Annotated in this window: 19 protein-coding genes and 2 pseudogenes; 20 read left to right on the forward strand and 1 reads right to left on the reverse strand. The window is 44.0% G+C overall.

Annotated features, from left to right (window positions below; all coding sequences use genetic code 11):
• The 16 genes and pseudogenes from B4033_RS13315 to B4033_RS13390 form a co-directional block, all read left to right on the forward strand.
• Window positions 1-185: pseudogene (locus tag B4033_RS13315) on the forward strand (50S ribosomal protein L5); the annotation flags it as partial.
• 9 nt (window positions 186-194) lie between these two features.
• On the forward strand, window positions 195-500 hold the full coding sequence (rpsN, locus tag B4033_RS13320; RefSeq protein WP_004809795.1) for a 30S ribosomal protein S14: 306 nt from the start codon (window positions 195-197) through the stop codon (window positions 498-500).
• A 12-nt stretch (window positions 501-512) separates the two neighbouring features.
• The gene (gene rpsH / locus B4033_RS13325) at window positions 513-908 is read left to right on the forward strand and encodes a 30S ribosomal protein S8 (RefSeq protein ID WP_004809793.1); all 396 of its coding nucleotides are present in this window, start codon (window positions 513-515) and stop codon (window positions 906-908) included.
• A 13-nt stretch (window positions 909-921) separates the two neighbouring features.
• Complete coding sequence (gene rplF / locus B4033_RS13330) at window positions 922-1,455, forward strand: 50S ribosomal protein L6 (protein ID WP_004809790.1); 534 nt, start codon at window positions 922-924, stop codon at window positions 1,453-1,455.
• Between the two features lie 14 nt (window positions 1,456-1,469).
• Complete coding sequence (gene rplR, locus B4033_RS13335) at window positions 1,470-1,820, forward strand: 50S ribosomal protein L18 (protein ID WP_004281497.1); 351 nt, start codon at window positions 1,470-1,472, stop codon at window positions 1,818-1,820.
• 2 nt (window positions 1,821-1,822) lie between these two features.
• The gene (gene rpsE, locus B4033_RS13340) at window positions 1,823-2,320 is read left to right on the forward strand and encodes a 30S ribosomal protein S5 (RefSeq protein WP_004657688.1); all 498 of its coding nucleotides are present in this window, start codon (window positions 1,823-1,825) and stop codon (window positions 2,318-2,320) included.
• A gap of 5 nt (window positions 2,321-2,325) precedes the next feature.
• Window positions 2,326-2,502 carry a 50S ribosomal protein L30 gene (gene rpmD / locus B4033_RS13345; RefSeq protein WP_004809788.1) on the forward strand — a complete coding sequence of 59 codons (177 nt, stop codon included), beginning with the start codon at window positions 2,326-2,328 and terminating at the stop codon, window positions 2,500-2,502.
• Between the two features lie 3 nt (window positions 2,503-2,505).
• Window positions 2,506-2,946 (forward strand): 50S ribosomal protein L15, encoded by a 441-nt coding sequence (gene rplO / locus B4033_RS13350; protein ID WP_004809786.1) that lies wholly within the window; start codon window positions 2,506-2,508, stop codon window positions 2,944-2,946.
• Between the two features lie 45 nt (window positions 2,947-2,991).
• Complete coding sequence (gene secY / locus B4033_RS13355; RefSeq protein ID WP_171056626.1) at window positions 2,992-4,311, forward strand: preprotein translocase subunit SecY; 1,320 nt, start codon at window positions 2,992-2,994, stop codon at window positions 4,309-4,311.
• A 19-nt stretch (window positions 4,312-4,330) separates the two neighbouring features.
• Window positions 4,331-4,447: a 50S ribosomal protein L36 gene (gene rpmJ, locus B4033_RS13360; protein ID WP_000867907.1), complete on the forward strand. Its 117-nt coding sequence runs from the start codon at window positions 4,331-4,333 to the stop codon at window positions 4,445-4,447.
• Between the two features lie 107 nt (window positions 4,448-4,554).
• On the forward strand, window positions 4,555-4,911 hold the full coding sequence (gene rpsM, locus B4033_RS13365) for a 30S ribosomal protein S13 (RefSeq protein WP_004281492.1): 357 nt from the start codon (window positions 4,555-4,557) through the stop codon (window positions 4,909-4,911).
• 19 nt (window positions 4,912-4,930) lie between these two features.
• Entirely contained in the window at window positions 4,931-5,317 is a 387-nt protein-coding gene (gene rpsK, locus B4033_RS13370; protein WP_001040166.1) for a 30S ribosomal protein S11, read from the forward strand.
• A 12-nt stretch (window positions 5,318-5,329) separates the two neighbouring features.
• A complete protein-coding gene (gene rpsD / locus B4033_RS13375; protein WP_004809780.1) occupies window positions 5,330-5,956 on the forward strand; it encodes a 30S ribosomal protein S4 in 627 nt (208 codons plus the stop codon).
• Window positions 5,957-5,972: 16 nt separating this feature from the next.
• Entirely contained in the window at window positions 5,973-6,980 is a 1,008-nt protein-coding gene (locus B4033_RS13380) for a DNA-directed RNA polymerase subunit alpha (protein WP_004809777.1), read from the forward strand.
• Window positions 6,981-6,998: 18 nt separating this feature from the next.
• On the forward strand, window positions 6,999-7,364 hold the full coding sequence (gene rplQ / locus B4033_RS13385; protein WP_004786886.1) for a 50S ribosomal protein L17: 366 nt from the start codon (window positions 6,999-7,001) through the stop codon (window positions 7,362-7,364).
• A gap of 219 nt (window positions 7,365-7,583) precedes the next feature.
• Window positions 7,584-9,089 (forward strand): flavin-containing monooxygenase, encoded by a 1,506-nt coding sequence (locus B4033_RS13390; RefSeq protein ID WP_286834632.1) that lies wholly within the window; start codon window positions 7,584-7,586, stop codon window positions 9,087-9,089.
• Between the two features lie 63 nt (window positions 9,090-9,152).
• Here the strand turns inward: B4033_RS13390 and B4033_RS13395 are convergent, their stop codons facing one another.
• On the reverse strand, window positions 9,153-10,325 hold the full coding sequence (locus tag B4033_RS13395) for an acyl-CoA dehydrogenase family protein (protein WP_286834633.1): 1,173 nt from the start codon (window positions 10,323-10,325) through the stop codon (window positions 9,153-9,155).
• A gap of 176 nt (window positions 10,326-10,501) precedes the next feature.
• On the opposite strand from B4033_RS13395, the gene B4033_RS13400 reads away from it, so the two are divergent.
• From B4033_RS13400 to B4033_RS13415, 4 genes and pseudogenes are all read left to right on the forward strand, one after another.
• Window positions 10,502-10,759 carry a succinate dehydrogenase assembly factor 2 gene (locus tag B4033_RS13400; protein ID WP_008302635.1) on the forward strand — a complete coding sequence of 86 codons (258 nt, stop codon included), beginning with the start codon at window positions 10,502-10,504 and terminating at the stop codon, window positions 10,757-10,759.
• Complete coding sequence (locus tag B4033_RS13405; protein ID WP_103799844.1) at window positions 10,752-11,138, forward strand: hypothetical protein; 387 nt, start codon at window positions 10,752-10,754, stop codon at window positions 11,136-11,138. The genes B4033_RS13400 and B4033_RS13405 overlap by 8 nt, the downstream gene beginning before the upstream one ends.
• A 535-nt stretch (window positions 11,139-11,673) precedes the next feature.
• Window positions 11,674-12,714, forward strand: coding sequence for a hypothetical protein (locus tag B4033_RS13410; RefSeq protein ID WP_004809769.1), 1,041 nt, complete (start codon window positions 11,674-11,676; stop codon window positions 12,712-12,714).
• 59 nt (window positions 12,715-12,773) lie between these two features.
• Window positions 12,774-12,972: pseudogene (locus B4033_RS13415) on the forward strand (rhombosortase); the annotation flags it as partial.

A 12,972-nucleotide genomic window follows, 5' to 3' on the forward strand; every position in this document is an offset into this window, starting at 1 on the left:
CAGCGAAATCATTTGATGGTCGTGGTAACTACTCAATGGGTCTTAAAGAACAGATCATGTTCCCTGAGATCGATTTTGACAAGATTGACCGTATTCGTGGTATGGACATTACCATCACTACGACTGCTCGCACCGATGACGAAGGCCGTGCGCTTATGCGTGCATTCGGCTTCCCGTTCAAATAAGAGGTCGAAATGGCTAAGAAAGGTATGATTAATCGCGAATTGAAACGCGAAGCTACTGTTGCTAAATACGCTGCAAAACGTGCTGAATTAAAAGCTGTTATTGCTAACGTAAATGCATCAGACGAAGAACGTTTCGAAGCGATGATGAAATTACAAGCATTACCACGTAATGCATCTCCAGTACGTCTACGTAACCGTTGTGGTTTAACTGGTCGTCCTCATGGTTACTTCCGTAAGTTCGGTTTAAGCCGTAACATGGTACGCGAAAAAGTAATGCAAGGTGATGTACCTGGCGTTGTTAAGGCAAGCTGGTAAGGAGCACTATAAATGAGTATGCAAGATACCGTTGCCGACATGCTAACACGTGTTCGTAACGCGCAAATGGCGAAGAAACAAACTGTTTCTATGCCTAATTCTAAGTTGAAGGTTGCTATTGCAAACGTTCTTCAACAAGAAGGTTACATTTCAAACGTAGAAGTTGCTGATGTTGAAGGCAAAGCAACTTTAACTATTACGTTAAAATATTTTGAAGGCAAACCAGTTATCGAAACTGTGAAACGCGTAAGCCGTCCAGGTCTACGTCAGTATCGCGGTAAAGATGCACTTCCAAGCGTTAAGCAAGGTTTAGGTATTGCAATTGTTTCTACAAGCAAAGGCATCATGACTGATCGCGCTGCACGTGCTGCAGGCATTGGTGGTGAAGTTATTGCTTTTGTTTCTTAATAGGTGATTCCTCATGTCTCGTGTGGCTAAAGCCCCAGTAACTGTACCTAACGGTGTAGCAGTTACTCAGAACGGCCGGCAGGTCGAAGTGAAAGGCACTAAAGGTACATTGTCTTTCAACCTGCATGCGCTGGTCGAGCTAAAACAGGAAGACGGTACTCTAGTTATTGCTCCTAAAGCTGAATCTAAAGACGCTTGGATGCAGGCTGGTACTGCTCGCGCTGTGCTTAACAACCTTGTTAAAGGTGTTAGCGAAGGTTTCGAACGTAAGTTACAACTTATCGGTGTTGGTTATAAAGCTGCGGTTAAAGGTAACATTGTTAACCTTAACCTTGGTTTCTCTCACCCGATTGACTACAACCTTCCTGAAGGTGTAACTGCAGAAACTCCTACAGCGACTGAAATTATCCTAAAATCTGCTGATAAAGCAAAATTAGGTCAAGTTGCTGCGGAAATCCGTGGTTACCGTCCACCAGAGCCGTATAAAGGTAAAGGTGTTCGTTATTCTGACGAAGTTGTACTTCGTAAAGAAGCTAAGAAGAAATAAGGCGCGAGGTTCTTATGAACGAAAAGAAACAATCCCGTTTGCGTCGTGCGAAAAGCACACGCTTGCACATCCGTGCATTGGGTGCGACTCGTTTGTGTGTAAACCGCACTCCGCGTCACATCTATGCTCAAGTTATCTCAGCAGATGGTGGCAAAGTATTAGCGCAAGCTTCTACACTAGACGCTACTCTACGTGCTGGTACAACTGGTAATGTTGAAGCAGCTCAAAAAGTAGGTGCTTTAATCGCAGAACGCGCTAAGGCAGCTGGTGTAACTAAAGTTGCATTTGACCGTTCTGGTTTCAAATATCATGGTCGTATCAAAGCCTTGGCTGATGCTGCTCGTGAAAACGGCTTGGAGTTCTAATCATGGCTAAAGTTGAACAAAACGAAGGTCTTGTTGAAAAGCTGGTTGCCGTTGATCGTGTAGCCAAAGTTGTTAAGGGTGGTCGTATCTTCTCTTTCACAGCATTGACTGTGGTAGGTGATGGTAATGGTCGCGTAGGTTTTGGTCGTGGTAAAGCACGTGAAGTTCCAGCTGCTATTTCTAAAGCACTTGAAGCTGCTCGTCGCAACATGATCACTGTAGATCTTGCTGGTACGACTTTACAACACCCTGTGAATGCTCGTCACGGTGCAAGCCGTGTTTACATGCAGCCTGCTTCTGAAGGTACTGGCGTAATCGCTGGTGGCGCTATGCGTGCCGTTCTTGAAGCTGCTGGTGTACACAACGTACTTGCTAAATGTTACGGTTCTACTAACGCTGCTAACGTAGTTAACGCGACTTTCAAAGGTCTGCGTGACATGACTTCTCCTGAGAAAGTTGCTGCGAAACGTGGTCTTTCAGTAGAACAAATTCAAGGGTAATAATCATGAAAACGATTAAAGTTACCCAGACTAAATCTGCATCGCATCGCTTGAAAAATCACAAGCTGAGCCTTAAAGGTTTAGGTCTGCGTCGTATTGGTCATACTGTTGAAGTGTTAGACACTCCATCTAACCGTGGTATGATCAACCAAGTCTACTATATGGTTAGTGTAGAGGAATAAGCCATGACTCTGCGTTTAAATACTATTGCACCTGCAGAAGGTGCTAAGCGTGACAACCTGCGTCTAGGCCGTGGTATCGGTTCTGGCGTTGGTAAGACCGGTGGCCGTGGTGTCAAAGGTCAAAACTCACGTAAGAGCGGTGGTACTCGTCCAGGTTTCGAAGGTGGTCAAACAGCACTTTATCGTCGTTTGCCTAAATTCGGTTTCACTAGCCAACAGGCTTTGAAAACTGCTGAAGTACGTTTATCTGAGCTTGCTAAAGTTGAAGGTGACATTGTGTCTCTAGAAACTTTAAAAGCTGCGAACGTTGTACGTAAAGACATGACTCGTGCACGTATCGTACTTTCTGGTGAAATTACTCGCGCATTCACTGTACAAGGTGTTGTGTTGACTAAAGGCGCTAAAGCTGCTGTTGAAGCTGCTGGCGGTAAAGTCGAGGAGTAATCTCCAGTGTCTATGTCTCCTAGTTCTTCAGGTCATGTCAACATGATGAAAGGCCAACCATTTCATGTGAAATACCGTGAAATTATTCGTCGAATGATGTTTCTCATTGGTGCGTTGTTGGTGTTTCGACTGGGAGCACATATTCCAGTACCGGGCATTAACAATGCTGCGCTGGAGAATTTGTTTAATGCAAACCAAGGTACGATCCTTGGTTTGTTTAACATGTTCTCTGGTGGTGCATTGGAGCGAATGTCTATTCTTGCTCTTGGGATTATGCCATACATCTCTGCATCGATTATCGTGCAGCTGATGTCAACAGTCGTTCCTTCGCTGGAAGCTTTAAAGAAAGAAGGCGAGCAAGGCAAACGTAAAATAAATCAATACACACGACAGGGCACACTGTTCCTTGCATTTGTGCAAGCGGTCGGTATGTGCGCGGGCTTGATCAGCCAGGGAATTACCCTGACCTCTGGTCTGGCTTTTTATGTTCCTGCAGTAACCTCATTGGTTGCGGGGACCATGTTCCTGATGTGGTTGGGTGAACAGATTACCGAGCGTGGGGTGGGGAATGGTATTTCCATGATCATCTTCGCAGGTATTGTTGCAGGTCTGCCAACTTTGGTTATGCAGTCCCTGACTTCTGTTGATAATGGTCAGTCTAGTCTTATTGGTCTGGCGATATTTGCATTGTTATCCATCGCCGTGCTTGCAGCAATTGTGTTTATCGAGAAGGCGCAACGTCGTATTCCGGTCAACTATGCTCAGAAGCAGCAGGGTCGTCGCGTATTTACTGCACAGCAGACACATTTGCCATTAAAAATTAATATGGCCGGTGTGATTCCTGCAATTTTTGCAAGTTCATTGCTTTTGTTCCCAGCGAGCTTAGGTCAGTGGGTTGGCAGTGCAGATCCTGATGCAGGAATTATCAAGCGTAGTCTGCAAGATTTGGCATTGGTGTTGTCGCCTGGTCAGCCGTTGTATTTGGTGCTCTTTGGTGCGTTAATTATCTTTTTCTGTTACTTCTATACTGCGCTAGTATTTAGCCCGAAAGAAGTGTCAGAAAACTTGAAACGCAGCGGAGCTTACGTGCCTGGTATTCGTCCAGGTGAGCAAACTGCTCGTTACTTAGATCATATTCTCAATCGTTTGACCTTCATTGGCGCGATTTACATCACTGTCATCTGTTTAATGCCGATGATCCTGCAAAGCTCTTTTGGTATTCCATTCAGCTTGGGCGGAACATCGTTGCTAATCGTGGTAGTGGTGGTGATGGACTTTATGGCTCAGCTACAAGCACATCTCACTTCGCACCAGTATGACAATCAAACATTAATGAGAAAAACGACTGCTCATCCTAAGGGATAGCGCACTTAGAGGTTTCATCATGAAAGTACAAGCTTCTGTAAAGAAAATTTGTGGTAGCTGTAAAGTTATCCGTCGTAATGGGGTTATCCGCGTAATTTGTAGCGCAGAACCTCGTCATAAGCAGCGTCAAGGTTAATCTGATCAAGACCTGTTGATTTCAGTAGGCGAATTAGGTTATTATCCGCCCCTCAAGATTTTTGTGGGGCGGTTGATTATCTCTACTGCCTTTTTGGAGAAAATTGAATGGCTCGTATTGCCGGTGTAAACATTCCGGATAACAAGCATGCTGTTATCTCTCTAACGTATATCTTTGGTATTGGTCGCCATACTTCAAAAGCTATCTTAGCTGCTGCAGGTATTGCTCCAACGACTAAGATCCGTGAATTAGATGACGCTCAGCTTGATGCGATTCGTGCAGAAGTTGCCAAGGTTCCGACCGAAGGTGATTTACGTCGCGAAATTTCCATGAACATCAAACGTTTAATGGATTTAGGCTGCTACCGCGGTCTTCGTCATCGTCGCAGCTTGCCTGTCCGCGGTCAACGCACCAAAACTAACGCACGTACCCGTAAAGGTCCGCGCAAACCAATTAAGAAATAAGATTTCTGGAAGCTAAAAGATGGCTAAAGATACTCGCACACGCAAGAAGGTCACTCGTACCGTCTCTGAAGGTGTTGCACACATTCACGCTTCTTTTAATAACACCATTGTGACTATTACCGATCGTCAAGGTAATGCACTGGCTTGGGCCACTTCAGGTGGACAAGGCTTCCGTGGATCACGTAAATCAACTCCGTTCGCTGCTCAGGTAGCTGCTGAAGTTGCTGGTAAAGCAGCTTTGGATTACGGTTTGAAAAACTTGGACGTCCTTGTTAAAGGTCCTGGTCCAGGTCGTGAATCTGCGGTTCGTGCTTTAGGTGCAGTGGGTTATAAAATTAATAGCATTACCGATGTGACTCCAATTCCTCACAACGGTTGCCGTCCACCTAAAAAACGTCGCGTGTAAGGAGAAACATTCATGGCTCGTTATATTGGTCCAAAATGCAAACTCTCTCGCCGCGAAGGGACAGACCTGCAATTAAAATCTGGCGTTAAACCATTTGACGTTAAGACTAAAAAACATGCTAAAGCGCCTGGCCAACACGGTGGTGCGCGTGGCAGCAAACAATCTGAGTACTCACTACAATTACGTGAAAAACAAAAAGTACGTCGTATGTACGGTGTTTTAGAGCGTCAATTTAGTAACTACTATAAAGAAGCAGCTCGTGTTAAAGGCGCAACTGGCGAGAACTTGTTAAAGTTACTTGAAAGCCGTCTTGATAACGTTGTTTATCGCATGGGTTTTGGTTCTACACGTGCTGAAGCTCGTCAGTTAGTATCTCACCGTTCAATCACTTTAAATGGCCGTCGCGTTAACATCGCGTCTATCCAAGTTAAAGCTGGTGACGTGATTGCAGTTCACGAAGGCGCTAAACAACAATTACGTATCAAAAACGCAATTGAATTAGCTGCTCAACGTGGCATTCCTTCTTGGATGGAAGTAGATCATTCTAAACTAGAAGGTACGTTCAAAGCTGCACCGGATCGTTCTGATTTACCTGCTGAAATCAACGAAAGCTTGATTGTAGAATTGTATTCTAAATAATCCTTGAGGTAGCAATATGACGCGTACTGCAAATGAGTTTCTAACTCCGCAAGCGATCAAGGTCGAAGCGGCAAGCGGGACCTCGGCAAAAGTTATTCTAGAACCCTTAGAGCGTGGCTTTGGTCATACTCTGGGCAATGCTTTACGTCGCATCCTTCTGTCTTCTTTGCCTGGCGCTGCTGTGGTTGAAGTTGAGATTGAAGGTGTTGAGCACGAGTACAGTACTTTGGAAGGCTTGCAGCAGGACATCGTCGAGCTCTTGCTGAACCTAAAAGGATTGTCTATTAAGCTGTTCGATCAAAATGAAGCTTATTTAACATTAGAGAAACAAGGTCCAGGCGATGTAACTGCGGCTGACCTTCGTTTACCTCATAATGTTGAAGTGGTTAACCCTGAACACTTGATCGGCACATTAAGTGCTTCAGGCAATCTTAAGATGCGCCTGAAAGTGGCTCAAGGCCGTGGCTACGAGACTTCTGACTCACGTTTCCCAGAAGGCGAGACTCGCCCAGTGGGTCGTTTACAGTTAGATGCCTCTTACAGCCCGATCAAACGTGTGTCTTACACAGTTGAAAATGCTCGTGTAGAACAACGTACTGACCTTGATAAACTGATCATTGATCTTGAAACTAACGGTACAGTTGATCCTGAAGAAGCAATCCGCAAAGCGGCAACAATCTTGCAACAACAAATTGCAATCTTTGTTGACCTTCAGAAAGATCAAGCTCCTGTTGCTCAAGAACCTCGTGAAGAAGTTGATCCGATTTTGCTTCGTCCAGTAGATGATCTAGAGCTAACTGTTCGTTCTGCTAACTGTTTGAAAGCAGAAAACATTTACTACATTGGTGATCTTGTACAGCGTACTGAGGTTGAGTTGCTTAAAACTCCTAACCTGGGTAAAAAATCGCTTACTGAGATCAAAGATGTTCTGGCTTCTAAAGGCTTACAACTCGGCATGCGTTTAGAGAACTGGCCACCAGCTAGTCTCCGTATGGACGATCGTTTCGCCTATCGTAGCCGTTAATTAAGTAGGACTATCACCATGCGTCATCGTAATAGTGGTGTGAAATTAGGCCGTACAAGCAGTCATCGTAAAGCGATGTTCCAAAACATGGCTAACTCTTTGTTCGAGCACGAGTTGATCAAAACAACTGTGCCTAAAGCAAAAGAATTACGCCGTGTTGCTGAGCCTTTAATCACTTTAGCTAAAGTCGATACAGTAGCAAACCGTCGTTTGGCGTTTGCTCGTACTCGTTCAGCTGCAACTGTTGGTAAATTATTTACCGTTCTTGGCCCTCGTTACAAAGAGCGTAACGGCGGTTATCTACGTGTTCTTAAAGCGGGCTTCCGTGCAGGTGATGCTGCACCGATGGCTTACGTTGAGCTAGTAGATCGCGAAGTTAACTAATTTCGTGAAGAGCAGCAAACGTTGTTCGGAAAGGTCGGTTGAATAAACCGGCCTTTTTTAATGCCTAAAATTTATCTTTTTATAAATTGATTATCGGTTTAGCTATAAAAATGTCCCCAAAAGATAAAAAAAATAGGGCAAACATACAAACTTGACATGGAGTATTGTCAGTTTTGTGCTTTAATAAAATAAATGACAAACTTGGGTTAAAAGAAGAATATGGAAAAACAGGTTGATATCTTAATTGTGGGTGCAGGTATCTCGGGAATTGGTTTAGCAGTACATCTTTCTAAAAATTGTCCGAAGCGTTCTTTTGAAATTATTGAACGTCGGGAAAGCGTAGGTGGTACTTGGGATTTATTTAAATATCCGGGCATCCGTTCAGATTCTGATATGTCGACTTTCGGCTTTAATTTTAAACCTTGGAAAAAAGCCAGCGTGTTGGCTGACGGTGCATCAATTAAGAACTATCTGTCTGAAGTAGTAGAAGAATGCCAACTTGAATCCAGAATTCATTATCAGCACCGTGTTTTAAATGCCAATTATGATACGCATACGCATAAATGGTCAGTGAAAATCGAAAATGCTCAAGGTAAGACTGAAACCTGGGTAGCGAATTTTGTTTTGGGTTGTACTGGTTATTATAATTATGACCAAGGTTTTCAACCAGAATTTCCAAATCAGGATGCATTTAAAGGAACTTTTATTCATCCGCAACATTGGCCGGAGAACTTCGATTATAGCGGTAAAAAAGTGGTAATTATTGGTAGTGGTGCAACTGCTATTACGTTAGTTCCAGCGATGGTCAAAGGTGGAGCAGGCCATGTGAGTATGTTGCAGCGTTCACCGACCTATATTGCTTCTGTACCATCCATTGATATGGTCTATGACAAGATGCGTAAATATCTGTCTGAAGATATGGCTTATAAGCTTACCCGTGCACGAAACATTGGTATGCAGCGCGGGATTTATGCGCTGGCACAAAAACAGCCGAAATTGCTTAAAAAGCTGCTTTTAAATGCGGTGAAGTTCCAACTTAAGGGTAAGGTGGATATGAAACACTTTACCCCGGACTATGAGCCTTGGGATCAGCGTCTGTGCGTGGTACCGGATGGAGATTTATTCAAAATTTTACGTGAAGGTCGTGCATCGGTAGAAACTGACCATATCGAGAGATTTACTGAAACCGGTATTCAGCTTAAATCCGGTAAACATCTTGATGCCGATATTATCGTATCAGCAACAGGATTAAATATTCAGATTTTGGGCGGGATGCAGGCTTCCATCGATGGCAAGCCCATCGATACTTCCAAACATATGCTGTATCGCGGCGTGATGGTGAGTGATATTCCGAATATGGCGCTGATTATTGGCTATATCAATGCATCTTGGACACTGAAAGTAGACATCGCAGCCGAATATATCTGCCGTCTGCTGAACTATATGGATATGAACGGTTTTGATGAGGTATTACCCGAAGGTAATGCTGCAGAGTTACTCGAAGATACGGTGATGGGCAGCCTGACCTCAGGTTATATTGCCCGTGCAGCAAACGTCATGCCAAAACAAGGTAAGCATGGCCCTTGGCGTGTCAGCAATAATTATTTAGCTGACCGTAAAGATCTTAAAACTGCAACTTTCGAGGATGATATTCTTCAGTTTAAATCTAAAGTTGAACAGGGAAAAGTTAACGGCAAAAAAGTTAAACCACGTCTGGTATCTTAATATCTGAACCTATAGAAAAGGAGCATTAAATGCTCCTTTTGTTATCTGTTTATATGATCTGAATTAAATTGCTCGTGAGATCAATTCTTTCATGATTTCATTGGTTCCAGCATATATACGGTTCGCACGATGATCGATGTAGGCGCGAGCAATTGGATATTCCAGCATATAGCCATATCCACCATGTAGTTGCAGACATTCATCGACTACCTTACTGAACATTTCTGAAATTTTGTATTTTGCGGCAGCAGCTGCATTTACGCCTAGCTGTTGCTGTAACTGTTGTTGCATACAACAATCCAGATAAGCTCGACAGATTTCGATTTCAGTACGTAGTTCCGCCAGCTTAAAACGAGTGTTCTGAAATGCTGAGATAGGTTTGCCAAAAGCCTGACGTTCCTTAGTGTATTTCACCGTATGTGCAAAAGCAGCTTCAGCGCCTGCCTGACAGATCATTGCCACAATCAGACGTTCCCAAGCCAGTTCTTTCATCAGCATCATAAAACCCATACCGGGCATACCCAATAAATTTTCTTTAGGAACACGCACGTTATCAAAGAATAGTTCACAGGTATCCTGGCCTTTCATGCCGATTTTATTCAGCGGTTTGCCTTTACTAAAACCAGCACGGTCAGCTTCTACCATGATCAATGAAAGATTGGCTGAGCCTTTGTCACTATCGCCTGTTTTACACACTACAATTGCCATATCGCAAAGATAGCCGTTGGTGATAAATATTTTCGAGCCATTAATCACATACTCATCACCCTCCAACACGGCACTGGTGCGTACAGCCTGAAGATCTGAACCTGTGCCGGGTTCAGTCATCGCAATCGCAGTAATCACTTCGCCACTGGCCATTTTTGCTAGCCATTGCTGTTTCTGGGCTTCATTGCCGAAATTCAGAATATAATTCGCGACGATATCGGAATGTAGGGAAAAACCGGTCGCTGAATCACCGGCATAAGCTTGTTCTTCAATCAGAATCATACTGTAAAGCCGATCCACACCTGAACCACCATATTGTTCTGGTAAAGTCGGGCAAAGTAGCCCTAGGCTTCCTGCCTTATTCCATAGTTCGCGATCTACGTGTTGTTGCTGTTCGAAGCGTTCGGTATGCGGAATGACTTCCTTTTCATAGAATTTGCGCACCGTCTCGCGGAAAGCATCATGCTCAGCATTAAACAAAGTACGCGGTAAAAGATGCGGCAGTGGTCGAATCGCAGCAGATTGCATGATCAGGATTCCTTGTTCTGGTTATTGTTCTCATGAACATAAGGGCAGGGTCTATCTGGGGACAATGTGCGAAATGTACAAAATACAGATAATGCTGATGCTTTCCGCCAATTCCCTCGAAAATTACTTGGCGCTTAGGTAAACTACTCATGTTTTTAACACGTTGGGGAAATATGATGACTGAAGACATCAGCCTGGAAGAGCGTAAAGTGATTTACCGCGCACGTCGTGGTCTTAAAGAGTTGGATGTGTATTTTGATCCCTATGTCAAAAACTGCTATTTGACAGCAGACCCATTTGAAAAAGAAATGTTTGCTGAACTCGTAGCGCAAGAAGACCCGGACCTGCTGGACTGGTTTATGGAAGTATCCGAACCGCCACGCCCTGAATTACGTGAGTTTATTAACAAGCTTAAACACTACGTTCATGGATAATCGTTGTTATCAGCTGAAACGCAGCCTGCTTGCACTTGCGTTTCAGTTTTTCATTTTTATTGTGTTGATGTTTGTGATGTACCAGTTATTGCCCTTATGGCTATGGGGAATCTGTCTGGTTGCAGGACTGATCATCTATCATCTGTTTTATCGCAAGCGTCCGCAGATCGCCCAGTTTGAATATCTGGATGGTCGGGAATGGACCATTACCCATCATGATCAGCGCATACAGCGTGCCCAGATCAGTCATGTGATTGATCACCAAGCTTATCTGGTGGTGTATTTTCAGCATGCCAAAATACCGCCATTGCTGATCTGGTGTGACCAGTTACCAACACAACAATGGAAGTCATTGAAAGTCCTTACGAAAATGATCTGATTGCCAGGCAATCGGTATTTTTATCAAAATTAAAATTATATATTTTTCAAATTCTTATCTTTATATACTGATCCTTTGTCAGACAATTCACATAATTCTTCGGAAAATATTTGAATTGTCTGACAATTTTCTTAATTGCTTTTATTTTAAACAGGTACATTTGAATCACCGAAGTCAACAGAGGAGATTAATATGGAATTTCCAACGTGGATATTTCCAGTAATCGCGGTAATTCTGGCACTGGTCATTGGACGACTCGGCACTATAGTTAGGGAACAAATTTCAACTCAATCACATTAACAAGCTAAAACGATAAGTTAAAGCTTTCCCAGTTAATAAGTAGCATGTGCTGAACCGTCGCAATGCTACTTTTTTTTGCCCAAAATTCAGTATTTCTTTCGATCAAGTCAATTGCAGAACCGGTAATCAATGGCAAAGTGACTCATCTAATTTAGAGTAAATACTCTTTAATTCATATAGTTCATCTGCTATGTTTAGCAGCATGGACATAATCACAATTATAGAGGACAGGAAAATGTCAAAAGTCCAACAAATATGCCAAGGTATGGCGGCCATAGTAATAACAACAACGGCTTTAACAGGTTGCTCACAGGTGGTTAAAACGGGTGCCAATGTGGCGCTGGGTTTCACTGAAAAACATATAGTGCCACCAATTCTGGCGATGGATGATGCAGAAATGGTGTGTAATTCAGGCAATGCCTTAACACCAGCGATCATGTCAACCAAGGAGATGGGGGCAGATCCGACCCGTGTTGCAGTACTGATGTACTCTGCAGCCGGTATTTGTGCGGAGCAGAAAGCGCTAGATGCCGAACTACGCTATATGCGTGCATCTAAAGCCAATCAGGTTACTGAGGCGCAGGATGCTCGCGTAGAGCAGAAACGTTGGGCAGCATTGGCTGCACAGCGTCAATATAACGGTTACCAGATGTTCCAGAAGCGTTACGAGAAAAAATATAATGTCGCGCTGGGTGAGAGTTGCCCAACCTTGAAGGGTGATACAGAACAGACTGTCTATCTGCTGGGCATGCTCAGTGGCCTACAAGCCATGACCAATGATATTAACTCGGGTGGAGCGGTGCAGGTACCGAAGGACATCGCTGCTGTGGTAGAACGCGGGATGACCTGTCTGAACAATGAAAAATTCTGGGGTGCACCAAATGCTACACGTGCCGTGATCTGGACCTTGTTGCCAGGCGCAGGTGATGGCAAGCCGGATCCATATCAGACCTTGAAACAGTCGACCCAGATTGGTGAACAGAAAGGTGTACGTTTATCACATGCACTTTATGCTGTAGCTGCTCAGGCATCAGGTGATGATGCCAAGTTGCGTGATGCGCTGAAAACTTTTGCACAGGCACGTTCTGATGAAAAACCGGTAAATCCACAATTCAAGCTGATCGACAGTATGGCTTCGATTATGGTGGGTGGCATTGCAGACCGTTACTGGACCGAGCATACCGGCGTTCGCACTGGAGACGATGGCATGCAACGTTTCTGGGATGAAGCGGATACAGCATCTGACCTTGATGATCTGTTTAATGCGGATTCCTGATCCAGTCAGGTCCGTACGTTAAGGCGGACCTAAATTGACATACGTTAAGGGACTAAGCGATGCAGATGCATGATCACTATCTTCGTAACAAGATTGTCTTTCTGGCAGTCTTTGTTGCTTTCTGCGCATGGCTGCAGATATTTAAAGATAGTTTTATCTTTTGGCAAGCTAGCCTGATAAGTGAGCCCTGGCGGCTGTGGACGGCACATTGGGTGCACGTTGGCTGGACGCACTATTTCCTGAATATGCTGGCCTTTA

This window comes from Acinetobacter sp. UBA3132 (assembly GCF_002364825.1).
GTDB classification, from domain to species: Bacteria; Pseudomonadota; Gammaproteobacteria; order Pseudomonadales; family Moraxellaceae; genus Acinetobacter; species Acinetobacter schindleri.

Bases quoted from the DNA above. Each gene is read 5' to 3' on its own strand.
- B4033_RS13400 (WP_008302635.1), top strand. From the start codon at position 10,502: ATGACTGAAGACATCAGCCTGGAAGAGCGTAAAGTGATTTACCGCGCA.
- rpsD (WP_004809780.1), top strand. From the start codon at position 5,330: ATGGCTCGTTATATTGGTCCAAAATGCAAACTCTCTCGCCGCGAAGGG.
- rpmD (WP_004809788.1), top strand. From the start codon at position 2,326: ATGAAAACGATTAAAGTTACCCAGACTAAATCTGCATCGCATCGCTTG.
- rpsE (WP_004657688.1), top strand. From the start codon at position 1,823: ATGGCTAAAGTTGAACAAAACGAAGGTCTTGTTGAAAAGCTGGTTGCC.
- B4033_RS13390 (WP_286834632.1), top strand. From the start codon at position 7,584: ATGGAAAAACAGGTTGATATCTTAATTGTGGGTGCAGGTATCTCGGGA.
- B4033_RS13380 (WP_004809777.1), top strand. From the start codon at position 5,973: ATGACGCGTACTGCAAATGAGTTTCTAACTCCGCAAGCGATCAAGGTC.
- rpsN (WP_004809795.1), top strand. From the start codon at position 195: ATGGCTAAGAAAGGTATGATTAATCGCGAATTGAAACGCGAAGCTACT.
- rpsM (WP_004281492.1), top strand. From the start codon at position 4,555: ATGGCTCGTATTGCCGGTGTAAACATTCCGGATAACAAGCATGCTGTT.
- rplQ (WP_004786886.1), top strand. From the start codon at position 6,999: ATGCGTCATCGTAATAGTGGTGTGAAATTAGGCCGTACAAGCAGTCAT.
- rplO (WP_004809786.1), top strand. From the start codon at position 2,506: ATGACTCTGCGTTTAAATACTATTGCACCTGCAGAAGGTGCTAAGCGT.
- B4033_RS13395 (WP_286834633.1), bottom strand. From the start codon at position 10,325: ATGCAATCTGCTGCGATTCGACCACTGCCGCATCTTTTACCGCGTACT.
- rplF (WP_004809790.1), top strand. From the start codon at position 922: ATGTCTCGTGTGGCTAAAGCCCCAGTAACTGTACCTAACGGTGTAGCA.
- rpsK (WP_001040166.1), top strand. From the start codon at position 4,931: ATGGCTAAAGATACTCGCACACGCAAGAAGGTCACTCGTACCGTCTCT.
- secY (WP_171056626.1), top strand. From the start codon at position 2,992: ATGAAAGGCCAACCATTTCATGTGAAATACCGTGAAATTATTCGTCGA.
- rpsH (WP_004809793.1), top strand. From the start codon at position 513: ATGAGTATGCAAGATACCGTTGCCGACATGCTAACACGTGTTCGTAAC.
- B4033_RS13410 (WP_004809769.1), top strand. From the start codon at position 11,674: ATGTCAAAAGTCCAACAAATATGCCAAGGTATGGCGGCCATAGTAATA.
- rplR (WP_004281497.1), top strand. From the start codon at position 1,470: ATGAACGAAAAGAAACAATCCCGTTTGCGTCGTGCGAAAAGCACACGC.
- B4033_RS13405 (WP_103799844.1), top strand. From the start codon at position 10,752: ATGGATAATCGTTGTTATCAGCTGAAACGCAGCCTGCTTGCACTTGCG.
- rpmJ (WP_000867907.1), top strand. From the start codon at position 4,331: ATGAAAGTACAAGCTTCTGTAAAGAAAATTTGTGGTAGCTGTAAAGTT.